The 21,896-nt window shown below is 69.8% G+C and carries 20 protein-coding genes; 4 read left to right on the forward strand and 16 right to left on the reverse strand.

Features of this window, described 5'->3' with window-relative positions; all coding sequences use genetic code 11:
• The first annotated feature begins 293 nt into the window (after positions 1 to 293).
• The 3 genes from ABEA34_RS08465 to rarD all read left to right on the forward strand — a co-directional run bounded on the left by ABEA34_RS08465 (position 294) and on the right by rarD (position 4,343).
• Positions 294 to 2,225, forward strand: coding sequence for a 2-oxoacid:acceptor oxidoreductase subunit alpha (locus tag ABEA34_RS08465; protein ID WP_345520804.1), 1,932 nt, complete (start codon positions 294 to 296; stop codon positions 2,223 to 2,225).
• Positions 2,222 to 3,310 carry a 2-oxoacid:ferredoxin oxidoreductase subunit beta gene (locus ABEA34_RS08470; protein ID WP_425576867.1) on the forward strand — a complete coding sequence of 363 codons (1,089 nt, stop codon included), beginning with the start codon at positions 2,222 to 2,224 and terminating at the stop codon, positions 3,308 to 3,310. The genes ABEA34_RS08465 and ABEA34_RS08470 overlap by 4 nt, the downstream gene beginning before the upstream one ends.
• Before the next feature lie 124 nt (positions 3,311 to 3,434).
• Positions 3,435 to 4,343 carry an EamA family transporter RarD gene (rarD, locus tag ABEA34_RS08475; RefSeq protein ID WP_345520805.1) on the forward strand — a complete coding sequence of 303 codons (909 nt, stop codon included), beginning with the start codon at positions 3,435 to 3,437 and terminating at the stop codon, positions 4,341 to 4,343.
• A 3-nt stretch (positions 4,344 to 4,346) separates the two neighbouring features.
• Here rarD and ABEA34_RS08480 read toward each other — a convergent pair whose 3' ends face one another.
• Positions 4,347 to 4,808 (reverse strand): SRPBCC family protein, encoded by a 462-nt coding sequence (locus ABEA34_RS08480; RefSeq protein ID WP_345520806.1) that lies wholly within the window; start codon positions 4,806 to 4,808, stop codon positions 4,347 to 4,349.
• A gap of 60 nt (positions 4,809 to 4,868) precedes the next feature.
• Here ABEA34_RS08480 and ABEA34_RS08485 point away from each other — a divergent pair, with 60 nt between their 5' ends.
• On the forward strand, positions 4,869 to 5,321 hold the full coding sequence (locus ABEA34_RS08485; protein ID WP_345520807.1) for a DUF6174 domain-containing protein: 453 nt from the start codon (positions 4,869 to 4,871) through the stop codon (positions 5,319 to 5,321).
• Here the strand turns inward: ABEA34_RS08485 and ABEA34_RS08490 are convergent.
• The 15 genes from ABEA34_RS08490 to ABEA34_RS08560 form a co-directional block, all read right to left on the reverse strand.
• Positions 5,318 to 6,322, reverse strand: coding sequence for a polyprenyl synthetase family protein (locus tag ABEA34_RS08490; protein WP_345520808.1), 1,005 nt, complete (start codon positions 6,320 to 6,322; stop codon positions 5,318 to 5,320). The two genes, ABEA34_RS08485 and ABEA34_RS08490, sit on opposite strands and share 4 nt — an antisense overlap.
• Positions 6,319 to 7,917 (reverse strand): NADH-quinone oxidoreductase subunit NuoN, encoded by a 1,599-nt coding sequence (gene nuoN, locus ABEA34_RS08495; RefSeq protein ID WP_345520809.1) that lies wholly within the window; start codon positions 7,915 to 7,917, stop codon positions 6,319 to 6,321. The genes ABEA34_RS08490 and nuoN overlap by 4 nt, the downstream gene beginning before the upstream one ends.
• A complete protein-coding gene (locus ABEA34_RS08500) occupies positions 7,917 to 9,446 on the reverse strand; it encodes an NADH-quinone oxidoreductase subunit M (RefSeq protein WP_345520810.1) in 1,530 nt (509 codons plus the stop codon). Before ABEA34_RS08500 ends, nuoN begins: the two co-directional genes overlap by 1 nt.
• The gene (gene nuoL, locus ABEA34_RS08505; protein ID WP_345520811.1) at positions 9,443 to 11,374 is read right to left on the reverse strand and encodes an NADH-quinone oxidoreductase subunit L; all 1,932 of its coding nucleotides are present in this window, start codon (positions 11,372 to 11,374) and stop codon (positions 9,443 to 9,445) included. Before nuoL ends, ABEA34_RS08500 begins: the two co-directional genes overlap by 4 nt.
• Before the next feature lie 13 nt (positions 11,375 to 11,387).
• A complete protein-coding gene (gene nuoK / locus ABEA34_RS08510; protein WP_345520812.1) occupies positions 11,388 to 11,687 on the reverse strand; it encodes an NADH-quinone oxidoreductase subunit NuoK in 300 nt (99 codons plus the stop codon).
• On the reverse strand, positions 11,684 to 12,517 hold the full coding sequence (locus ABEA34_RS08515) for an NADH-quinone oxidoreductase subunit J (protein ID WP_345520813.1): 834 nt from the start codon (positions 12,515 to 12,517) through the stop codon (positions 11,684 to 11,686). Before ABEA34_RS08515 ends, nuoK begins: the two co-directional genes overlap by 4 nt.
• Positions 12,517 to 13,092, reverse strand: a complete 576-nt coding sequence (gene nuoI / locus ABEA34_RS08520; RefSeq protein WP_345520814.1) for an NADH-quinone oxidoreductase subunit NuoI — start codon at positions 13,090 to 13,092, stop codon at positions 12,517 to 12,519. Before nuoI ends, ABEA34_RS08515 begins: the two co-directional genes overlap by 1 nt.
• Entirely contained in the window at positions 13,092 to 14,375 is a 1,284-nt protein-coding gene (gene nuoH / locus ABEA34_RS08525; protein ID WP_345520815.1) for an NADH-quinone oxidoreductase subunit NuoH, read from the reverse strand. The genes nuoI and nuoH overlap by 1 nt, the downstream gene beginning before the upstream one ends.
• A complete protein-coding gene (locus tag ABEA34_RS08530; protein WP_345520816.1) occupies positions 14,372 to 16,765 on the reverse strand; it encodes an NADH-quinone oxidoreductase subunit G in 2,394 nt (797 codons plus the stop codon). Before ABEA34_RS08530 ends, nuoH begins: the two co-directional genes overlap by 4 nt.
• A complete protein-coding gene (gene nuoF, locus ABEA34_RS08535) occupies positions 16,762 to 18,072 on the reverse strand; it encodes an NADH-quinone oxidoreductase subunit NuoF (protein WP_345520817.1) in 1,311 nt (436 codons plus the stop codon). The genes ABEA34_RS08530 and nuoF overlap by 4 nt, the downstream gene beginning before the upstream one ends.
• The gene (nuoE, locus tag ABEA34_RS08540; RefSeq protein WP_345520818.1) at positions 18,065 to 18,817 is read right to left on the reverse strand and encodes an NADH-quinone oxidoreductase subunit NuoE; all 753 of its coding nucleotides are present in this window, start codon (positions 18,815 to 18,817) and stop codon (positions 18,065 to 18,067) included. Before nuoE ends, nuoF begins: the two co-directional genes overlap by 8 nt.
• Positions 18,814 to 20,166, reverse strand: a complete 1,353-nt coding sequence (locus tag ABEA34_RS08545) for an NADH-quinone oxidoreductase subunit D (RefSeq protein WP_345520819.1) — start codon at positions 20,164 to 20,166, stop codon at positions 18,814 to 18,816. The genes nuoE and ABEA34_RS08545 overlap by 4 nt, the downstream gene beginning before the upstream one ends.
• Positions 20,166 to 20,879 (reverse strand): NADH-quinone oxidoreductase subunit C, encoded by a 714-nt coding sequence (locus tag ABEA34_RS08550; protein ID WP_345520820.1) that lies wholly within the window; start codon positions 20,877 to 20,879, stop codon positions 20,166 to 20,168. Before ABEA34_RS08550 ends, ABEA34_RS08545 begins: the two co-directional genes overlap by 1 nt.
• A 67-nt stretch (positions 20,880 to 20,946) precedes the next feature.
• Complete coding sequence (locus tag ABEA34_RS08555) at positions 20,947 to 21,501, reverse strand: NuoB/complex I 20 kDa subunit family protein (RefSeq protein ID WP_345520821.1); 555 nt, start codon at positions 21,499 to 21,501, stop codon at positions 20,947 to 20,949.
• 9 nt (positions 21,502 to 21,510) lie between these two features.
• Entirely contained in the window at positions 21,511 to 21,870 is a 360-nt protein-coding gene (locus ABEA34_RS08560; RefSeq protein WP_345520822.1) for an NADH-quinone oxidoreductase subunit A, read from the reverse strand.
• Positions 21,871 to 21,896 lie beyond the last annotated feature (26 nt).

The raw sequence follows: 21,896 nt of genomic DNA on the forward strand, positions 1-21,896 counted from the left end.
CGGAGAAGGGACACTTACTAGGTAATGCCGAGCAGACTAGTCGACTTAACTCGATTGGTAGTCAACCTGACCTCATCTTGAGAACGTGTCGTGCGTCACCGATCCACCGAGAGAGACGGCTCCGGGTGGCCCGACCCGCGGACTATCGTGGGGAGCCGTGCGCATGGGGCGCGCAGACAGGAACTGGAACGTGTTCCAGTTCCTGGCGTACCGCGAGTACGATCGAGGGCGTCGTGTGCCCACCACGGGCTGGGCGCGACCACGAAGACGCAACAGAGGGAAGTGGGCGCAGAGTGTCCAAGCAGGTCAAGCAGCTCGACCGGGTGATCATTCGGTTCGCGGGCGACTCCGGTGACGGCATGCAGCTGACCGGGGACCGGTTCACGCAGGAGTCGGCCGTGTTCGGCAACGACCTGGTGACGCTGCCGAACTTCCCCGCGGAGATCCGGGCACCTCAGGGCACCCTGCCGGGCGTCTCGTCGTTCCAGGTCCACTTCGCCGACCACGACATCCTCACCGCGGGTGACGCACCCGACGTGCTGGTCGCGATGAACCCGGCGGCGCTGAAGGCCAACCTCGGCGACCTGCCGAAGGGCGCGGCGATCATCGTCGACACCCACGACTTCACCGGCCGCAACCTGACCAAGGCGGGGTACGACGCCAACCCCCTGGACGGTCTCGGCGATGCCGGGTCACCGCTCGGCGAGTTCGCCGTCCACCCGGTCGACCTGACCGGCATGACGGTCGAGGCGGTCAAGGAGTTCGGCCTGTCCCGCAAGGACGCGGCGCGCGCGAAGAACATGTTCGCGCTCGGCCTGCTGTCCTGGATGTACGGCCGTCCGATCGACTCGACCCTCGCCTTCCTGGAGAAGCGGTTCGCGAAGGTCGCCGACATCCGCGACGCCAACATCACCGCGTTCAAGGCGGGCTGGAACTTCGGTGAGACCACCGAGACGTTCGTCGTCCAGTACGAGATCAAGCCGGCGCCGATGTCGGCGGGCACCTACCGCAACATCACCGGCAACCTCGCCCTGTCGTACGGCCTGGTCGCCGCGGGCGTGCAGTCGGGCCTCCCGGTCTTCCTGGGCTCCTACCCGATCACCCCGGCGTCCGACATCCTCCACGAGCTGAGCAAGCACAAGGCGTTCGGCATCACCACGCTGCAGGCCGAGGACGAGATCGCCGGCGTGGGTGCCGCGATCGGCGCCTCCTTCGCCGGATCGCTGGGCGTGACCACGACCTCGGGTCCGGGCATCGCGCTCAAGTCCGAGGCGATCGGCCTCGCCGTGATGACCGAGCTGCCGCTGATCGTCGTCGACGTCCAGCGCGGAGGCCCGTCGACCGGCCTGCCGACCAAGACCGAGCAGGCCGACCTGCTGCAGGCGATGTTCGGGCGCAACGGCGAGGCCCCGGTCCCGATCGTGGCCCCGCAGTCGCCCGGCGACTGCTTCAACGCGGCGATCGAGGCGGCCCGGATCGCGGTCACCTACCGCACCCCGGTGATGCTGCTCTCCGACGGCTACCTCGCCAACGGCTCCGAGCCGTGGAAGATCCCGGAGATGGCCGACCTGCCGGTCATCGACCCGGGCTTCGCAACCGAGCGCAACAAGACGGTCACGGCCAAGGACGGCACGGAGTCCGAGGAGTACTGGCCCTACCTGCGCGACGAGGAGACCCTCGCGCGCCCCTGGGCCATCCCCGGCACGCCCGGCCTCGAGCACCGCATCGGCGGCCTCGAAAAGGGCGAGGGCCACGGCAACATCTCCTACGACCCGGCCAACCACGACTTCATGGTCCGCACCCGCCAGGCCAAGGTCGACCGGATCGCCGACTCGCTGCCGCCGCTGCAGGTCGACGACCCGTCGGGCGAGGCCAAGGTGCTGGTGATCGGCTGGGGCTCGACGTACGGCCCCATCGGCGCCGGCTGCCGCCGGGTCCGCAAGGCCGGCTACCGCGTCGCCCAGGTGCACCTGCGCCACCTCAACCCCTTCCCGAAGGACCTCGGCGACATCCTCAAGCGCTACGACAAGGTGCTGTGCCCCGAGATGAACCTCGGCCAGCTCAGCCTGCTGCTGCGCGGCCGGTACCTCGTGGACGCCATCGGCTACAACCAGGTCAACGGCATGCCCATCAAGGCGGCGACTCTCGCCGAGGCCATCGGCAACCTGGTTGCCGAGGCCGAGGGCATCACCGTCGACCTCACGCCTCAGGAGGCGAGCAAGTGACTGCGACCGAGAACCTGCCCTTCCCCGGCCTGCGGTCGGGGGTCGAGCTGGTCCCGACCAACGACGAGCCCCAGACCGGCAAGGAGTACACCTCCGACCAGGAGGTCCGCTGGTGCCCCGGCTGCGGCGACTACGCCGTGCTCAAGGCCGTCCAGGGCTTCCTGCCCCAGCTGGGCCTGCGCCGCGAGAACATCGTGTTCGTCTCCGGCATCGGCTGCTCGTCGCGGTTCCCCTACTACCTCGACACCTACGGCATGCACTCGATCCACGGCCGCGCGCCGTCGATCGCGACCGGGATCGCCACCGCCCGCGAGGACCTGTCGGTGTGGGTCGTCACCGGTGACGGTGACGCGCTGTCGATCGGCGGCAACCACCTGATCCACGCGCTGCGCCGCAACGTCAACATGACGATCCTGCTCTTCAACAACCGGATCTACGGCCTGACCAAGGGCCAGTACTCCCCCACCTCCGAGGCCGGCAAGATCACCAAGTCGACCCCGATGGGATCGCTCGACCACCCCTTCAACCCGGTGTCGCTGGCGCTCGGTGCCGAGGGGTCGTTCGTGGCCCGCACCATCGACTCCGACCGCAAGCACCTCACCTCGGTGCTCTCCGCGGCCGCGGCCCACCGCGGGACGTCGCTGGTCGAGATCTACCAGAACTGCCCGATCTTCAACGACGGCGCGTTCGACGCGATCAAGAACCCCGACACCAAGGCCGACGCGATCATCCCGCTCGTCCACGGCGAGGCGATCCGCTTCGGCGTCGAAGGCAGCAAGGGGCTGATCCGCGACAGCGAGACCGGTGGCGTGAAGGTCGTCGACGTGGCCGACGTCGGCGAGGACGCGATCCTGGTCCACAACGCGCACAACCCCGACCCGACGATGGCGTTCGCGATCTCCCGGCTCACCGACTCCGGCTACCTCAACCAGTCGCCGATCGGGATCTTCCGCCAGGTCGAGCGCCCGACGTACGACGACGGCGCCCGCGCCCAGATCGCGACCTCCCGCGAGGCCGCCCCGGGCACGCCCGCCGAGCGTCTCGCCAAGCTCATCGGCGGCGGCGACACCTGGACGGTCGTGTAGCGCACCGCTCCGTAGACAGACACACAAAGGGTCCCCGCCCGAGAGCGGGGACCCTTTTGTGTATCAACGCACCGGCTGGATACCCAGTCATGGGCCCGTCTAACCATCCACCTATCCTGAGCGCGTGCCAGACGCCCGTCGTGGATTGCTGTTCGGCGTCGCGGCCTACGCGATGTGGGGTCTCTTCCCGCTCTACTGGGGGCTGCTCGAGCCCGCCGGCGCCTTCGAGATCCTGGCCCACCGGGTGCTGTGGTCGTGCGTCACCATGTCCGTGCTCCTCCTGCTGCTCCGGCGCGGGCCGCAGCTGCTGGCGATCTGGCGCGACCGGCGGGTGCGGCTGCTGCTGACGGTGGCCGCCGTCGTCGTGAGCGTCAACTGGGCGACCTACATCTGGGGCGTCAACCACGACCGGGTGGTCGAGACGTCGCTCGGCTACTTCATCAACCCGCTCGTGACGGTGCTGATGGGGGTGGTGATCCTCAAGGAGCGGCTGCGCCCGCTGCAGTGGTGGGCGATGGGCATCGCGACGGCCGCCGTGGTCGTGCTCTCCGTCGACTACGGCCGCCTGCCCTACATCGCCCTGGTGCTCGCCTTCACGTTCGGCAGCTACGGGCTGTGCAAGAAGACCGCCAACGTCGGCGCGACCGACAGCCTCACCTACGAGACGGCGGTGATCGCGCCGTTCGCGCTCGCCTACGTCGCCTGGCTCGGCGCCACCGGCGGCTCGAACTTCGCCAACCACGGGGTCGGCCACTCGCTGCTCTTCATGGCGACCGGCGTCATCACCGCCGTCCCCCTCATCTGCTTCGGCGCCGCCGCGACCCGCGTCTCCATGGTGTCCCTGGGACTGCTGCAGTACCTCGCGCCCATCATCCAGTTCGCCCTCGGGATCCTGTGGTTCCACGAGGACATGCCCGCCGGCCGCTGGGCCGGCTTCGTGCTGGTCTGGATCGCGCTGACGATCTTCACCATCGAGGCGGTCAACCACCGCCGGCGTCAGCTGCGGCTCACCGTCGAGGCGAGCGCCGCCTGATCGTCAGGCCGCGGCGAAGTGCGCCCGGATGCCCGCGAACATGGCCGCGTGCGCCTTGACGGCCTCGCGGGCGGTGTAGCCGACCAGCGGACGCGGCGCGGAGATCCGCAGCCGCTCGGTGACGCGGGTGCCGCCGGACCCGGGGTCGAAGGTGACGGTGCCGAGCAGGCGCACGCTCGGCGACTGGTGCGCCTCGGTCTCCACCGGGCCGTGCACGGGGACGTGCCACCCGGCCCGGTAGGTGATCCGGAAGTTGAACGGGCCCATCCGCAGCTGGTCCACGACCCGGTAGGTCTGCCGGTAGCCGTCGGCCTCGTCGGTGCGCGACAGCTCCTCGACGGACACGATGAGCGGGTGGACGACCTGGAGGCTGTCCAGGTCGACGTAGAGGTCGCGCACCTGGTCGGGCGGGGCGGGCACGTCCTCCGTCAGTGTCCGCTCGGCCTCGGCGATCCACCAGCTCATGGCGTCAACGTAGTGGGTCAGGGCCGGGAACCGGCGTCCTGGCGCACGCGTCCCACTGCTATGAGTCGAAAGGTCTGGATCGCAGGTGCAGCGCTGGTCGCCGCGATCGTGGCGGTCGTCGTCTCGACCCACCTCGACGACTGGGCGGCCGCCCGGGCCCATGGCAGCGCGCAGCGGCTCTGGGAGTCGCGCGAGCCGACGACGTACTCGTTCGACTACACGGCCTGCAGCGGCATGTGCGAGCCCTGCCACGCCCACATCACCGTGACCGACGGTGAGGTCACGAGCGTGGCCGGCGGAGGCGGGTGCCGCGGCCTCGACCGGGACAGCGCGCCCACCATCGACACGATCTTCGAGATGGAGGAGCGGGACCGCTCGGCCGAGATGACCGACTCGTTCGAGATCCGCTACGACCCGACGTGGGGGTTCCCGGCGTCCGTCGTGCTGCACTGCCCGCCGGAGACGAGCGACTGCGGCACCAGCTACGAGGTCACGGGCTTCCGGGAGCGCTAGCTGGAACGGGTGGCCACGATGTCGGCGAACGCCTCGAGAGCGTCGCGGACGGAGCCCTCGGGCACGGCGGCGAGGTGCTGCTTGGCCTCGGTGGCGCGCGCGATGACGTAGGCGCGGGCCTCGTCGAGGGCGGGGTGCTTGCGGAGCAGGTCGAGGGCCTCGGCGTGCCGGTCGTCGTCGGTCAGGTCGCCTGCGAGCAGCTCGAGGAGGCGGGCGTCGGCGGGGTCGGTGGAGGCCTGGGCCATCAGCACCGGCAGCGTCGGGACGCCCTCACGGAGGTCGGTGCCCGGGGTCTTGCCGGACTCGTCGGTCTCGGACGCGATGTCGAGGATGTCGTCGGAGAGCTGGAAGGCCGAGCCGACGATCTCGCCGTACGCCGTGAGCGCCTCCTCGACCTCGCGGGAGGCACCGCCGAAGCGGGCGCCGTAGCGCGCGGAGGTCGCGATCAGGGAGCCGGTCTTGCCGGCCACGACCTCGAGGTAGTGCTCGAGGGGGTCCTCACCCGGCTGGGGCGCGACCGTCTCGAGGATCTGGCCCTCGACGAGCCGGGTGAACGTCTGCGCCTGGATCTTGACCGCGTCGGCGCCGAGCTCGGCGGTGAGCTCGGAGGACTTCGAGAAGAGGAAGTCGCCGGTGAGGATCGCGACGTGGTTGCCCCAGCGCGTGTGCGCGGCATCGGCGCCCCGGCGCAGGTCGGCCTCGTCCATGACGTCGTCGTGGTAGAGCGACGCGAGGTGCGTGAGCTCCACGACGCAGGCGGCGGTGATGACCTCGTCGGCGTCCGGCCGGTCCCCCACCTCGGCGGCGAGCAGCACCAGCAGCGGGCGGAACCGCTTGCCGCCGGCCTCCATCAGGTGGCTCGCCGTCTCGGTCACGAAGGCGGCCCGGCTGCGGACGTGCCCGGCCAGTGCCTCCTCGACCCGGTCGAGGCGCTCGACCAGCCGCGCGGCGAGCGCCTCGTCACCGACGGGGAGCGCGAGGGCGGCAGATCCGGACGTCACCTGAGGAATTGTCCAGCATGGTCGGCCAGAGTGAGAACCGGGCCGGGTACGACGCCCAGGACGACCGTCGCAGCGATGCCGACGGCGATGGTCGCCGAGGTCAGCAGCGACGGCCGCGCCACGCTCGCGAGCTCGCCTGCGTCGGGCGCGACGTCGACGAAGAACATCAGCACGATCACCCGCACGTAGAAGAACACCGCGACGATGCTGCACAGGATCGCGGCGATCACGACGGGCCACGCACCGGCCGACAGGGCGACGGTGAAGACCGCCCACTTGCCGACGAAGCCGGCGGTCAGCGGGATGCCGGCCATCGAGAGCAGGAAGAAGGCGAACAGGCCCGCGACCAGCGGCGACCGCCGACCCAGCCCCTGCCAGCGCGCGAACGTCGAGGCCTCACCCGACGAGTCGCGCACCAGCGTGACCACCGCGAAGGCGCCGAGCATCGCGAAGCCGTACGTCGTCAGGTAGAAGAGCACCGCCTGCAGGGAGGTGACCTCGCCGTCGGACAGCTCCGAGGCCTGCTGGACGCCGAGGACGCCGGTGAGCAGGAAGCCGGTGTGCGCGATCGACGAGTAGGCGAGCATCCGCTTCATGTCGGTCTGCACGACGGCGAGCACCGCGCCGACGACCATCGTGAGGATCGCGATCACCCACAGCATCGGCTGCCAGGTCCAGCGCTCCGAGCCGAAGGCGACGTAGAAGAGGCGCAGGATCGCGCCGAAGGCCGCGATCTTCGTGCCGGCCGCCATGAACGCCGTGACCGCGGTGGGTGCGCCCTGGTAGACGTCGGGCGTCCACGAGTGGAACGGCGCGGCGCCGACCTTGAAGAGGAGGCCGACCGACAGCATGCCGATGCCGATCAGCAGCAGCGGCTGGTTGGAGAGGTCGTTGCGGACCGCCTCGTTGATGGCGGCGTACTCCATCGACCCGGCGAAGCCGTAGGTCAGCGCGACGCCGTACAGGAAGAAGCCGGAGGAGAAGGCGCCGAGCAGGAAGTACTTGAGCGCCGCCTCCTGGCTGAGCAGCCGGCGCCGCCGGGCCAGGCCGCAGAGCAGGTAGAGCGGCAGCGACAGGACCTCGAGTGCGACGAAGAGCGTCAGCAGGTCGTTGGCCGCCGGGAAGATCAGCATCCCGAAGACCGCGAACATCAGCAGCGGGTAGACCTCGGTGTGCTCGAGACCGCTCTTGGACGCCTGGCGCTCCGCCTCGGTGCCGGGCAGCGCGGCGGCCTGGCCGGCGAACGCCGACACCCCGCCTTCGAGCCGACGCTCGGCGAAGAGCAGCACGCCGCCGAGCGCGACGACCAGGATCAGGCCCCAGAAGAAGACGGTCGGGCCGTCGACGGTGATCGTGCCCTCGACGTCGATCGCGCCGCGGGCGGCGCCGTCGGCGCGCACGGTGAGGTCGCGGGCGACCAGGACGGTGCCGACCAGCGCGGCCACGAGGCCCGCCGCGGCGAGCACGGTCTGCACGAGGAACCGGCGTCCACGCGGCACGAACGCCTCGACGACGACGCCGACGCAAGCGACGCCGAAGATCAGGATGAGGGGCCAGATGTCGGCGTACTCGATGGTGGGCTTGACGAAGTCCATCAGTGAGCACCTTCCTCGGCCGCGGGGACGGTCGGCGGGTCGTCGCTGACCCCGACGTGGTGGAGCAACGAGTCGACGGTCGGGTTGACCACGTCGAGCATCGGCTGCGGGAAGAACCCGAAGACGACGAGGGCGGCGATCAGGGGTACGACGGCGACCAGCTCGCGCCGGCCGAGGTCGAGCATCCCCTCGTCGCTCGGCACGGCGGGACCGGTCATCGTGCGCTGGTAGAGCCAGAGCACGTAGACGGCGGCCAGCACGATGCCGGTGACCGCGACCGCGCCCACCCACCAGTGGTAGTCGAACGCCGCGATCATCACCAGGATCTCGGAGACGAACTGGCTCAGGCCGGGCAGGCCCAGCGTGGCCAGGCCGGCGACCAGGAACAGCCCCGCGAGGATCGGCGCACGCTTCTCCACGCCGGTGATCTCGCTGATCAGCGAGGTGCCCTTGCGCCGGATCAGGTAGCCCGCGAGCAGGAAGAGCGCGGCCGTGCCGACGCCGTGGTTGACCATGTAGAGGATCGAGCCGGAGCCGCCCTGGCTGGTCAGCGCGAAGATGCCGAGCGTGATGAAGCCGAAGTGGCTCAGCGACGTCAGGCCGATCAGGCGCAGGATGTCGTCCTGCCCGATGGCGAGGAACGCGCCGTACACGATCGAGATCAGCGCCAGCGTGATGACGACCGGGGTCGCCCACTGCGAGGCGTTCGGGAAGATGCCGAGGCAGAAGCGCAGCATCCCGAACGTGCCGATCTTGTCGAGGATGCAGACCAGCAGCACGCTCGTGCCGGGCGTCGCCTTCTCGGTGGTGTCGGCCAGCCAGGTGTGCAGCGGGAAGAGCGGCGCCTTGACGATGAACGCGACCATGAAGCCGACGAAGAGCCAGCGCTCCCAGGTCGTGCTCATGTCGAGCTGCGCCAGGTCCTTCAGCAGGTACGACGGGGTGCCGGCGTCGGCCGAGACCACGTAGAGCCCGATGACCGCGGCGAGCAGCACGAGGCCGCCACCGAGCTGGTACATCAGGAACTTCAGCGCAGCGAAGCCACGGCCCTCGCGGCCGAACCCGCCGATCAGGAAGTACGCCGGGATCAGCGTCGCCTCGAAGACGACGTAGAAGAGGAAGACGTCGGTGGCCGCGAAGACGCACAGCGCAAAGGCCTGGAGGGCCAGCGCCCAGGCGAAGAACGCCGCCGGGTTGCGGCCGTCGGCCTCGTGCCAGGACGCGACGAACACGACCGGGACCAGACCGACGGTCAGCAGGATCATCATCAGACCGAGGCCGTCGACGCCGAGCGCGTAGTGCACGCCGAGCGCCTTGATCCAGGTGTGGGTCTCCTCGAGCTGCATGCCGGCGCCGTTGTCGTACTGCGTGGCGATGACGATGCCGATCACGGCGGTGAGGAGGGCGAACGCCAGCGCCACCTGCTTGGGCAGCGCGGTCTCGCGGCGGGTCTTGGGCAGGAGCGCCGTGACCAGCGCGCCGACGAGCGGCACGACGATCAGGATGCTGAGCAGGGGCAGATCACTCATGCGAGGTTCACCGCCAGGAGGGCCAGGCCGACGATCAGGGCGCCGACGAGGATGGACAGGGCGTAGGAGCGGACGTAGCCGTTCTGGACGCGGCGGGCGAACCCGGCGAACAGCCCGACCGCGACCGGCCCCCCGGTGAGCACGCCGTCGACGGCGTACTTGTCGGTGGCCAGCAAAGCCGTGGTGAGGCGCCGGCCGGGGTTGACCACGAGCGTGTCGTTGATCGTGTTGCCGTAGAGCTCGTTGCGGCCCGCGCGGGTGGCGAACGAGACGTCCTGCGGAGCCTCCCGGGGTACGTCGCGCTTGCCGACCAGCAGCCAGGCGACGGCCACACCGGCCGCGACCACGAGCACGGCCAGCACCGTGACGGCGAGCGCCGGGATCGGTGGGTCCTCGTGGTGGGCGGTGCCGACGACCGGGGCCAGGAAGTCCACGATCCAGTCGCCGATCAGGAAGACGCCGCCCAGGATCGAGAGTGCGGCGAGCACCATCAACGGGACGGTCATCACCGACGGGGACTCGTGCGGGTGGACCCCCTTCGCCCAGCGCTTGTTGGTGAAGAACGTCATCAGCATCAGCCGGGTCATGTAGAAGCCGGTGACGCCGGCGCCGAGGAGGGCGCAGATGCCGACCAGCCAGTTGTCGGCCAGGGCGGTCTCGATGATCTTGTCCTTGGACCAGAAGCCCGAGAAGCCGGGGAACCCGATGATCGCGAGGTAGCCCATCCCGAAGGTCAGGTAGGTCACCGGCATCGCCTTGCGCAGCGCGCCGTAGTGCCGCATGTCGACGTCGTCGTCCATGCCGTGCATCACCGAGCCGGCACCGAGGAACATGTTGGCCTTGAAGAAGCCGTGCGTGAGCAGGTGGAAGATCGCGAACGCGTAGCCCGCGACGCCGAGACCGGCGGCCAGCATCATGTAGCCGATCTGGCTCATCGTGGAGCCGGCGAGCGCCTTCTTGATGTCGTCCTTCGAGCTACCGATCCAGGCACCCCAGAAGATCGAGATCACGGCGACGACCACCACCGCGGTCTGCGCGTGCGGTGCGAGCTCGAAGACGAAGTTGGAGCGCACGACCAGGTAGACGCCGGCGGTCACCATGGTCGCCGCGTGGATGAGCGCCGACACCGGGGTCGGGCCCTCCATGGCGTCCAGGAGCCAGGCCTGCAAGGGGAACTGCGCCGACTTGCCGCACGCGCCGAGCAGGAGCAGCAGGCCGAGGATCGTCACCGTCGTCGAGGACGCGTCACCGGCACCGACGCTGATCACCGTGAAGCTGGTCGACCCGAAGGTGATGAAGAAGAGCATGATCGCGAGCGACAGCCCCATGTCACCGACGCGGTTGATCACGAAGGCCTTCTTGGCGGCGGCGGCCGCGGTCGGCTTGTGCTGCCAGAAGCCGATCAGCAGGTACGACGCCAGGCCGACGCCCTCCCAGCCGAGGAAGAGGCCGAGGTAGTTCTCCGACAGGACCAGCATCAGCATGGCCGCGACGAAGAGGTTGAGGTAGCCGAAGAAGCGGCGCCGGCGAGGGTCGTGCGCCATGTAGCCGATCGAGTAGACGTGGATCAGCGATCCGACGCCGGTGATCAGCAGCAGGAAGAGCGCCGAGAGCGGGTCGTAGAGCAGGTCCATGCCGACGTCGAGGTGGCCGGTCTGGAACCAGGTGTAGAGGTGCTGGTCGATCTGGCGCTCGTTGTCCTCGCGGCCGAGCAGCGAGACGAACATCGCCAGCGAGATCGCGAACGAGCCGATCGGCAGCAGCGTGCCGAGCAGGTGACCCCACCTGTCGGTGAACCTCCCGCCGATCAGCAGGACCGCCGCGCCGGCGAGCGGTAGCGCGATCACCAGCCAGAGCAGGGCGAAGACCCCGTCCGCCGCGGTGGGGTCGACGACGGGGATGCCCGCGCCTTCGTGGAACGCATACATCAGTCAGACGCTCCTAGAACTTCAGCAGGCTGGCGTCGTCGACCGAGGCCGAGCGCCGGGTCCGGAAGATGGTCATGATGATCGCGAGTCCGACCACGACCTCGGCTGCGGCCACCACCATCACGAAGAAGGCGGCGATCTGGCCGTCGAGGTTGCCGTGCTGCTTGGCGAAGGCCACCAGGGCGAGGTTGGACGCGTTGAGCATCAGCTCGACGCACATGAAGACCACGATCGCGTTGCGGCGGGTCAGCACGCCGACACAGCCGATGGTGAACAGGATCGCGGAGAGCACGACGTACGCCTGGATGTTCATGGGGTGCCATCTCCCGTCGCGGGTGCTTCCTCGGTGGTCGAGGCCGGCGGTGCCGCGCCGCCGCTGCCGCCGGCGTGCGGCGCCCAGCCGATCTGCTTCTCGATCGCGTCGATGGCGTCGGCCGTGGCCGGAGCCGAGCGGATCGTGCCGCGGGCCGCGAGGACCCGGGAGACCGAGCTCGGCGCCGCGGTGCCGTCGGGCAGCAGGGCCGGGGTGTCGACCGCGTTGTGGCGGGCGTAGACGCCCGGAGGAGGCAGCGGGCCGAGGTGCTTGCCGGACTCGGCGTAGTCCTTCACCCGCTGGGCGGCGAGCTCGGGCTGGCGGGCCTTCGGGGTCAGGCGCTCGCGGTGCGCGAGCACCATGGCGCCGACCGCGGCCGTGATGAGCAGCGCGCTCGTGGTCTCGAACGCGAACACGTAGCGCGAGAAGAGGATGTCGGCGAGCGCCTGGATGTTGCCGGGCGCGTTGGCGTCGTCGAGGCCGACGGCCGTGCCGAGCGAGATCTGGCCGAGGCCGACCACGAGCCCGGCGCCGAGCACGATGCCGGCGCCGATGGACAGAGCCCGCTGGCCGCGGATCGTCTCGACGACGGAGTCGGAGGCGTCGACGCCGACGAGCATCAGCACGAACAGGAAGAGCATCAGGATGGCGCCGGTGTAGACGATGATCTGGACGGCGAAGAGGAACGGCGCGTCGAGCGCGGCGTACAGGATCGCCAGCGAGATCATCACGACGGCCAGCAGCAGTGCGGCGTGCACGGCCTTGCGCACGAAGAGGATGCCGAGGGCGGCGATCACCATGATCGGGGCGAGGATCCAGAAGGCGACCATCAGGCGTCACCCCCCGGCGTCGGAGCGGGCGCGCTGAACTCCCCGCGGTAGTAGGCACCCTCGTCGTCGCCGAGCATCATCGCGTGCGGCGGCTGGATCATGCCGGGCAGGAGCGGGGCGAGCAGGTCGGACTTCTCGTAGATCAGGTCGGCCCGGTTGTCGTCGGCGAGCTCGTACTCGTTGGTCATCGTGAGCGCCCGCGTCGGGCAGGCCTCGATGCACAGGCCGCAGAGGATGCAGCGCAGGTAGTTGATCTGGTAGACGCGGCCGTAGCGCTCGCCCGGGCTGAAGCGACCCTCGCCGTTGGCGTCGTCGTCGTTGGACGCGCCCTCGACGTAGATCGCGTCGGCGGGACAGGCCCACGCGCACAGCTCGCAGCCGATGCACTTCTCGAGGCCGTCGGGCCAGCGGTTGAGCTGGTGCCGGCCGTGGAACCGCGGCGCGGTCGGCAGCTTCTCGAAGGGGTACTGCTCGGTGACCACCTTCTTGAACATGGTGCGGAAGGTGACGCCGAAACCCGCGACGGGGTCCCAGAGCTGCTCCTTCATGGACTTCGACTGGTCGTTCTGGGCCATCAGGCTTCGCCTCCGGAGACGGTGGAGCTCGAGGTGAACGTGAGCGGCTGGGCGGCGCCGCGCACCGCACCACCCGAAGGCATCGGCGGGACCGGGAACCCACCCGGGTGCGGTGCGACCTCGACGGCCTCGGGCTCGTCCTCCGACTCCCCGACGAAGAAGAGCACCAGGAAGATCGCCGCGAGGATGCCGATGCCGATCAGCAGCCAGCGCCGGTCCAGGCCGCCCTCGAGGGAGATCGACCGGATGGTCGCGACCGCGACGATCCACACGAGCGCGACCGGGATCAGCCGCTTCCAGCCGAACGCCATGAACTGGTCGTAGCGCAGCCGCGGCAGCGAGCCGCGCAGCCAGATGAAGACGAAGATGAAGAAGAGGACCTTGCCGAAGAACCAGATCACCGGGACGTAGCCCTCGTTGGCGCCGGCCCAGAGGTGGTCGATCCAGAACGGCGCGTGCCAGCCGCCGAGGAACAGCGTGGTGGCCAGCGCGGACACCGTCGCCATGTTGATGTACTCGGCGAGGAAGAAGAGCGCGAACTTCAGCGAGCTGTACTCGGTGTGGAAGCCGCCCACCAGCTCGCCCTCGGCCTCGGGGAGGTCGAAGGGCGCCCGGTTGGTCTCCCCGACCATCGCGATGCAGTAGATGACGAACGACGGTGCCAGGATCAGCCCGAACCACAGGTCCCCCTGCGCCGCGACGATCTCCGAGGTCGACATCGAGCCGGCGTACAGGAAGACCGCCACGAGGGCGAGACCCATCGCGACCTCGTAGGAGATCATCTGGGCGCTGGAGCGCAGCCCGCCGAGCAGGGAGTACGTCGAGCCGCTGGACCAGCCGCCGAGCACGATGCCGTAGATGCCGATGGACGCGATCGCCATCACGAACAGGACCGCAACCGGCATGTCGGTGAGCTGGAGCGGCGTCTCCTGGCCGAAGAAGTTGACCTTGGGGCCGAACGGGATGACTGCGAACGTCACGAACGCCGGCACGGTCGCGAGGACCGGTGCGATCACGAACACGATCTTGTCGGCGGCCTTCGGGGTGAGGTCCTCCTTGAGCGCCAGCTTCACGCCGTCGGCCAGCGACTGCAGCAGTCCGAAGGGGCCGTGCACGTTGGGGCCGATGCGGTGCTGCATGCGGGCCACCACGCGGCGCTCCCACCAGATGTTGAAGAGCGTGAGGAGCACGAGGATCACGAAGATCAGCACGGTCTTGATGAGGATGACCCACCAGACGTCGTGCCCGAAGTCCGACAGGTTCGTGTCCGCCATCGGGATCATGCGTCGTCTCCCTTCGCGATCGAGACCGGGCTGCCCGGCGAGGCCAGGTCGGCGAGGAGGCCGTTGCCGGTGGAGTTGGCCGGGATCCAGACGACGCCGTCGTCGAGGTCCGCGACCTCGGCCGGGAGCGTCACCGAGCCGCGGTCACCGGTGATGGTGAGGGTCGGGCCGTGGGCGTCGTACGTCGCCCGCGAGACCCGCGCGACCGTGGCCCGCGCCGTGGCGCGGTAGGCCTTGTCGCCGTCCTGCATCGAGCCGTTGTCGACGAGCAGCTTCCAGCTGGACAGGGTGTGGTCGGCGCCCTTGGGGCGTCGACCGGCCGGAGCCGGACGGGGCTTCTCGAGGGCGGCACGCTCGCCGTCCCACGGCCCCATCTCCACCATCTCGGCCCGCGCCTCGGCGACGGTCCGGAAGCCGAGGGGACGGTCGAGCTCCTCGGCGATGCCGGCCAGGATCCGCAGGTCGGGCAGCGAGGTCGGGCTGGAGAACACCGCGTCGAAGGTGCGCGGCCGGCCCTCCCAGGTGACGAACATGCCAGCCTTGTCGACCACGGGAGCGACCGGGAAGACCACGTCGGCGGCGCGGGTCACGTCGGTCTCGCGCAGCTCCAGCGCCACCACGAACGACGCGGCGGCGATCGCGGCGCGGGTCGCGGCCGGGTCGCTCGTGTCGTCGGGGTCGACGCCACCGATGACCAGGCCACCGAGCTCGCCGGAGGTCAGCGCGGCGACGATCGCGTCGGCGTCGCGGCCGACCTTCTCCGGGAGGGTGTCGACGCCCCAGTCGGCGGCGGCGTCCACGCGGGCGGCCGGGTCGGCGACCGGGCGACCGCCGGGCAGCAGGTTGGGCAGGCAGCCGGTCTCGACGGCACCGCGGTCGCCGGCGCGGCGGGGCACCCAGGCCAGCCGCGCGCCGGTGGTGGCGGCGAGCCCGGCGGCGGCGGACAGCGCGCCGGGCACGGTGGCGAGACGCTCACCGACCAGGATCACCGCGGTGCTGTCGATGCCGTGCTCGGCGTGGTCGACGAGGCTCTCGAGCGCGGCCGTCTCGGCCCCCGGGGCGGTGCGCACCAGGTGGCCGTTCATCTTGGCGAGGCCGCGGGTGGCGTACGGCGCGATCGCGAGCACGCGGGTCGTGCCGTGCATGGTCGCCTTGCGCAGGCGCAGGAAGATCGTGCCGGCCTCGTCCTCGGGCTCGAGGCCGGCCAGGACGACGGTGCCCGCGGTCTCGAGGTCGGCGTACGTGACCGTGCTGCGCAGCACGACCTCGGACGCCAGGAAGGACGCCTCCTCGGCCGAGTGCGGCCGGGAGCGGAAGTCGATGTCGTTGGTGCCGAGCGCGACCCGGGCGAACTTGGAGTAGGCGTAGGCGTCCTCGGCGGTCACCCGACCACCGGTGAGCACGCCGGACGCGCCCGCCGCCTGGAGGCCACGGGCTGCGACCGCGAAGGCCTCGGGCCACGACGCCGGCCGCAGGGACCCGTCCTCGTCGCGCACCTGCGGGTAGCCGAGACGGTCGGCCGCGGTGGCGTAGTGGAACGCGAAGCGGTCCTTGTCCGTGATCCACTCCTCGTTGACCTCGGGGTCGTTGCCGGACAGGCGACGCATCACCTTGCCGCGGCGGTGGTCGATCCGGATCGCGGAGCCGCACGCGTCGTGCTCGGCGATGCCGGGCGACGAGACCAGGTCGAACGGGCGGGACCGGAACCGGTAGTCAGCGCTGGTCAGCGCGCCCACGGGGCAGATCTGGATGGTGTTGCCCGAGAAGTACGAGTCGAAGGGCTCGCGCTCGTAGATGCCGACCTGCTGCAGGGCACCGCGCTCGATCAGCGCGATGAACGGGTCACCGGCGATCTGCTCGGAGAAGCGGGTGCAGCGCGCGCAGAGCACGCAGCGCTCGCGGTCGAGGAGCACCTGGGCGTTGATGTTGATCGGCTTCGGGTAGGTGCGCTTCACGCCGCCACCGGCAGAGAAGCGGGACTCGCCGCGGCCGTTGGACATCGCCTGGTTCTGCAGCGGGCACTCACCGCCCTTGTCGCAGACGGGGCAGTCCAGCGGGTGGTTGATCAGCAGGAACTCCATGATCCCCTGCTGGGCCTTGTCGGCGACCGGGCTGGTGGCCTGCGTGTTGACGACCATGCCCTCGGCGACCGGCAGCGTGCACGAGGCCTGCGGCTTGGGGAACCCGCGCCCGTTGCCGGCGTCGGGGATGTCCACCAGGCACTGGCGACAGGCGCCGACCGGCGCGAGCAGCGGGTGGTCGCAGAACCGCGGGATCTGGACGCCGACCTGCTCGGCGGCCCGGATCACCAGGGTGTCCTTCGGGACGCTGACCTGGACGCCGTCGATGGTCAGCGACACCAGGTCGGTCTTCTCCGGCGTGGTCGTCATGCGGAAACCTCCTGTCCTGCCCAGGCGGTCGATCGGGCCGGGTCGAAGGGGCACCCGCCCTCGGTGAGGTGCGCGACGTACTCGTCGCGGAAGTACTTGATCGAGCTCATGATCGGGCTGACGGCGCCGTCGGCCAGCGCGCAGAACGAGCGGCCCAGGATGTTGTCGCACTGGTCGAGCAGGAGGTCGAGGTCGGCCTCGGTGCCCTGCCCCTTCTCCAGCGCCGTCAGGGTCTGCACCAGCCACCAGGTGCCCTCGCGGCAGGGCGTGCACTTGCCGCAGGACTCGTGCTTGTAGAACTCGGTCCAGCGCAGCGTCGCGCGGACGACGCAGGTGGTGTCGTCGAAGATCTGCAGCGCCCGGGTGCCGAGCATGGAGCCCGCCGCGCCGACGCCCTCGAAGTCGAGCGGCATGTCGAGGTGCTCGGCGGTCAGCAGCGGCGTGCTGGAGCCGCCGGGCGTCCAGAACTTCAGGTCGTGACCCTCACGGATGCCGCCGGCGAGGTCGATCAGCGTGCGCAGGGTGATGCCGAGCGGGGCCTCGTACTGGCCCGGCTTCTGGACGTGACCGGAGAGCGAGAAGATGCCGAAGCCCTTGGACTTCTCGGTGCCCATCGACGAGAACCAGCCGTGGCCGTGCCCGATGATGCTCGGCACCGAGGCGATCGACTCGACGTTGTTGATGACCGTCGGGCTCGCGTAGAGGCCGGCGACGGCGGGGAACGGCGGGCGCAGCCGTGGTTGGCCACGACGCCCCTCGAGGCCCTCGAGCAGGGCGGTCTCCTCGCCGCAGATGTAGGCACCCGCACCGGCGTGGACGACCACGTCGAGGTCGAAGCCGGAGCCGTGGATGTCCTTGCCGAGGTGGCCGGCGAGGTAGGCCTCCTGCACCGCACGCTGCACGCGTCGTACGACGTGGAGCACCTCGCCCCGGATGTAGATGAACGCCTTGTTGGCGCGGATGGCGTAGGAACTGATGATGACGCCCTCGACCAGCGTGTGCGGGCTGGCCATCATCAGCGGGATGTCCTTGCAGGTGCCCGGCTCGGACTCGTCCGCGTTGACGACGAGGTACTTCGGCTTCGGGTTGTCCTGCGGGATGAAGCCCCACTTCATGCCCGTGGGGAAGCCGGCGCCTCCGCGGCCGCGGAGGCCGGACTCCTTGACCTCGTTGATGACGTCGTCGGGGGCCATCGCGAACGCGGTGTCGACGGCGGCGTACCCGCCGCGCGCCTCGTACGACGCGAGCGTCCACGCCCGGTCGTCGCCCCAGTTGTCGGTGAGCACCGGCGTGAGCACGTCAGTCATCGCTGCGCTCCTCTTGCTTGGTCTCGGTCTCCGCGCGGGAGGTGTCGGCCTGCTCGACCGCCTCGGCCTTGGTGTCGGCGGTGCGGCCGCTGCCGGCGTCGGTGTCGGGGTGCGGCGCGGTCCAGCCGCGCTCGCGGGCGATGCCGAGGCCGACCAGCGAGGCGGGGCCGGCGGCCGGTCCCTCGTCGGCGAGGTCGTCGGGGAAGCCGGCGAGCACCCGCTCGGCCTCGCGCCAGGTGACGATGCGCGGGCCGCGGGTGGAGTGGACCTCGGCCCCGTCGCGGAGGGCGTCGACGAGGCCGACGGCCGCCTCGGGCGTCATGTTGTCCATGAACTCCCAGTTGACCGTCATCACCGGTGCGTAGTCGCACGCGGCGTTGCACTCGATGTGCTCGAGCGTGATCTTGCCGTCGTCGGTGGTCTCGTCGTTGCCGACGTCGAGGTGCTCCTTGAGGCGGGAGAAGATCTGGTCGCCGCCCATGACCGCGCAGAGCGTGTTGGTGCAGACGCCGACGTGGTAGTCGCCGACGGGCCGGCGCTTGTACATCGTGTAGAACGTCGCGACGCCGCTGACGTCGGCGGCGGTGATGCCGAGGACCTCGGCACAGGCCTCGATGCCCTCGGGGGTGATCCGGCCCTCGACCGACTGCACCAGGTGCAGCATCGGGAGCAGGCCCGAGCGGGCCTCGGGGTAGCGGGCGCCGATCGCGCGCAGCTCGTCGTACGTCTCTTGGGTCAGGCTCATCGGTCGACGCCTCCCATGACGGGGTCGATGGACGCGATCGCGACGATGACGTCGGCGACCATGCCGCCCTCGCTCATCACGCTCGTGGCCTGGAGGTTCGTGAACGACGGGTCGCGGAAGTGCGCCCGGAAGGGGCGGGTGCCGCCGTCGGAGACCACGTGCGCCCCGAGCTCGCCGCGGGGCGACTCGATCGGCACGTAGGCCTGGCCGGCCGGGACCCGGAAGCCCTCGGTCACCAGCTTGAAGTGGTGGATCAGGGCCTCCATCGACTCACCCATGATGTGTCGGATGTGGTCGAGGCTGTTGCCCATGCCGTCGCTGCCGATGGCGAGCTGGCTGGGCCAGGCGATCTTCTTGTCGGCGACCATGACCGGTGCGCCGTCGAGCTTGGCGAGGCGCTCCGCGGCCTGCTCGATGATCTTGAGCGACTCCCACATCTCGGCGAGGCGGACCCGGAACCGGCCGTACGAGTCGGCGGTGTCCCAGGTCTGCACGTCGAAGTCGTAGGTCTCGTAGCCGCTGTAGGGCTGCGTCTTGCGGAGGTCCCACGGGTAGCCGGTGCTGCGCAGCACCGGTCCGGTGATGCCGAGCGCCAGGCAGCCCGCGAGGTCGAGGTGGCCGACGCCCTCGAGGCGGGCCTTGAAGATCGGGTTGGCGTTGCAGAGGTCGGCGTACTCGGGAAGGCGCTTCTTCATCAGGGCGATGAAGCTGCGGATCTCGTCGAGCGCACCGGGCGGGAGGTCCTGGGCGACGCCGCCCGGTCGGATGAAGGCGTGGTTCATGCGCAGGCCGGTGATCAGCTCGAAGAGGTCGAGCACCAGCTCGCGCTCGCGGAAGCCGATCGTCATCACGGTCAGGGCGCCGATCTCCATGCCGCCGGTGGCGATGCAGACCAGGTGGGAGGAGATGCGGTTGAGCTCCATGAGCAGGACCCGCATGACCTGGGCCTTCTCGGGGATCTGGTCCTCGATGTCGAGCAGCCGCTCGACCCCGAGCACGTAGGTCATCTCGTTGTAGAACGGGGAGAGGTAGTCCATCCGGGTGCAGAACGTGACGCCCTGGACCCAGGAGCGGTACTCCATGTTCTTCTCGATGCCGGTGTGCAGGTAGCCGATGCCACAGCGGGCCTCGGTCACCGTCTCGCCCTCGAGCTCGAGGATCAGGCGGAGCACGCCGTGGGTCGACGGGTGCTGCGGGCCCATGTTGACGACGATGCGCTCGTCGGCGCTCTCGTCGTCCATGGCGGCGAGGCCGTCGACGATCGAGTCCCAGTCCTGACCGGTGACGGTGAAGACCTTGCCCTCGGTGGTGTCGCTGGCGCCTGCGTACAGATCCTGGTCTGCGCTCATCAGTTGTAGCTCCTGCGCTCGTCGGGCGGCGGGACCGTCGCGCCCTTGTACTCCACGGGGATGCCGCCCAGCGGGTAGTCCTTGCGCTGGGGGTGGCCCGGCCAGTCGTCGGGCATCAGGATGCGGGTGAGTGCGGGGTGGCCGTCGAAGACGATCCCGAACATGTCGAAGACCTCGCGCTCGTGCCAGTCGTTGGTGGGGTACGTCGCCACGATCGACGGGATGTGCGGGTCGGCGTCCGGGGCGGTGACCTCGAGCCGGATCCGGCGGTTGTGGGTCATCGACAGCAGGTGGTAGACCGCGTGCAGCTCGGCGCCGGTGTCGGCCGGGTAGTGCACGCCGTTGACGCCGGAGCACAGCTCGAAGCGCAGCCGCGGCTCGTCGCGCAGCACCTGGGCGACGACCGGCAGGTCCTCGCGGCGTACGTGGAAGGTGATCTCGCCTCGGTGGATCACGACCCTCGGGGTGGCGAGCTCGAGGCCGGCGTCGGTCGCCGCCTGCTGGAGGGCGTCGGCGACCTCGTCGAACCAGCCGCCGTACGGGCGCTGGGCGTCACCCGGGTAGACGATCGGCGCGGTGAGGCCGCCGTACCCGCTGGTGTCGCCGGAGCCGTGGACGCCGAACATGCCCTGGCGTACGCCGACCTCGTGCACCTCGCCGGTCTGCGCCGGGAGGTTCTCCGGGGTGTTGTCGGTGTGGTCCTGTTCCGTCATGCGGGGTCCCCTCGGAATTGTTCGGCGGAGGAGCGCAGCGGGGGAGGCGAAGAATTCCGTGGGGTGCTCATCGGAGCTGGCCCCGCATGTCGGAGGTGGGGAGCGCGCGCAGGGCCTGGGTCTCGAGCTCCTCGATCTCACGAGCCCGGTTGGCGCCGAGCTTGGTGTGCTGCACCTGGTCGTGGAGCTTGAGGATCGCGTCGATCAGCATCTCGGGGCGTGGCGGGCAGCCCGGGAGGTACATGTCGACGGGCACGACGTGGTCGACGCCCTGGACGACGGCGTAGTTGTTGAACATGCCGCCGCTGCTGGCGCAGACGCCCATCGCGAGGACGTACTTGGGGTTGGGCATCTGGTCGTAGATCTGGCGGAGGACCGGCGCCATCTTCTGGCTGACCCGGCCGGCGACGATCATCAGGTCCGCCTGGCGCGGGCTGGCCCGGAAGACCTCCATGCCGAAGCGGGCCAGGTCGTACTTCGGGCCACCGCTGGTCATCATCTCGATCGCGCAGCAGGCCAAACCGAAGGTGGCCGGCCAGAACGACGCCTTGCGCATGTAGCCGGCGACGCCCTCGACGGTGGTGAGGAGCACGCCGCTCGGGAGCTTCTCTTCAATTCCCATGGTTGGTCCTCAGTCCCACTCGAGGCCGCCGCGTCGCCATACGTACGCGAAGGCGACGAAGACGGTGGCGATGAAGATGACCATCTCGACCAGCCCGAAGAGCTTCAGGGCGTCGAAGCGCACCGCCCACGGGTAGAGGAAGATGATCTCGATGTCGAAGACGATGAAGAGCATCGCGGTGATGTAGTACTTCACCGGGAAGCGCCCGCCGCCGACCGGCTGGGGTGTCGGCTCGATGCCGCACTCGTAGGAGTCCGCCTTCGCGCGGTTGTAGCGCTTGGGGCCGACGAACGCGCTCATGGCGACCGACCCCACGGCGAACAACGCCGCGAGGAGGGCGATCGCCAGGACCGGCGTGTAGAAGTCCATGCCTCGCGTTCCTTCCTCTGCCCGCT

This window comes from Nocardioides conyzicola, from assembly GCF_039543825.1.
GTDB lineage: Bacteria > Actinomycetota > Actinomycetes > Propionibacteriales > Nocardioidaceae > Nocardioides > Nocardioides conyzicola.

Coding starts and splice junctions, on each gene's coding strand:
- ABEA34_RS08480 (WP_345520806.1), bottom strand. CDS start 4,808: ATGAGCTGGTGGATCGCCGAGGCCGAGCGGACACTGACGGAGGACGTG.
- ABEA34_RS08485 (WP_345520807.1), top strand. CDS start 4,869: ATGAGTCGAAAGGTCTGGATCGCAGGTGCAGCGCTGGTCGCCGCGATC.
- nuoN (WP_345520809.1), bottom strand. CDS start 7,917: ATGGACTTCGTCAAGCCCACCATCGAGTACGCCGACATCTGGCCCCTC.
- ABEA34_RS08500 (WP_345520810.1), bottom strand. CDS start 9,446: ATGAGTGATCTGCCCCTGCTCAGCATCCTGATCGTCGTGCCGCTCGTC.
- nuoL (WP_345520811.1), bottom strand. CDS start 11,374: ATGTATGCGTTCCACGAAGGCGCGGGCATCCCCGTCGTCGACCCCACC.
- nuoK (WP_345520812.1), bottom strand. CDS start 11,687: ATGAACATCCAGGCGTACGTCGTGCTCTCCGCGATCCTGTTCACCATC.
- ABEA34_RS08515 (WP_345520813.1), bottom strand. CDS start 12,517: ATGGTCGCCTTCTGGATCCTCGCCCCGATCATGGTGATCGCCGCCCTC.
- nuoI (WP_345520814.1), bottom strand. CDS start 13,092: ATGGCCCAGAACGACCAGTCGAAGTCCATGAAGGAGCAGCTCTGGGAC.
- nuoH (WP_345520815.1), bottom strand. CDS start 14,375: ATGATCCCGATGGCGGACACGAACCTGTCGGACTTCGGGCACGACGTC.
- ABEA34_RS08530 (WP_345520816.1), bottom strand. CDS start 16,765: ATGACGACCACGCCGGAGAAGACCGACCTGGTGTCGCTGACCATCGAC.
- nuoF (WP_345520817.1), bottom strand. CDS start 18,072: ATGACTGACGTGCTCACGCCGGTGCTCACCGACAACTGGGGCGACGAC.
- nuoE (WP_345520818.1), bottom strand. CDS start 18,817: ATGAGCCTGACCCAAGAGACGTACGACGAGCTGCGCGCGATCGGCGCC.
- ABEA34_RS08545 (WP_345520819.1), bottom strand. CDS start 20,166: ATGAGCGCAGACCAGGATCTGTACGCAGGCGCCAGCGACACCACCGAG.
- ABEA34_RS08550 (WP_345520820.1), bottom strand. CDS start 20,879: ATGACGGAACAGGACCACACCGACAACACCCCGGAGAACCTCCCGGCG.
- ABEA34_RS08555 (WP_345520821.1), bottom strand. CDS start 21,501: ATGGGAATTGAAGAGAAGCTCCCGAGCGGCGTGCTCCTCACCACCGTC.
- ABEA34_RS08560 (WP_345520822.1), bottom strand. CDS start 21,870: ATGGACTTCTACACGCCGGTCCTGGCGATCGCCCTCCTCGCGGCGTTG.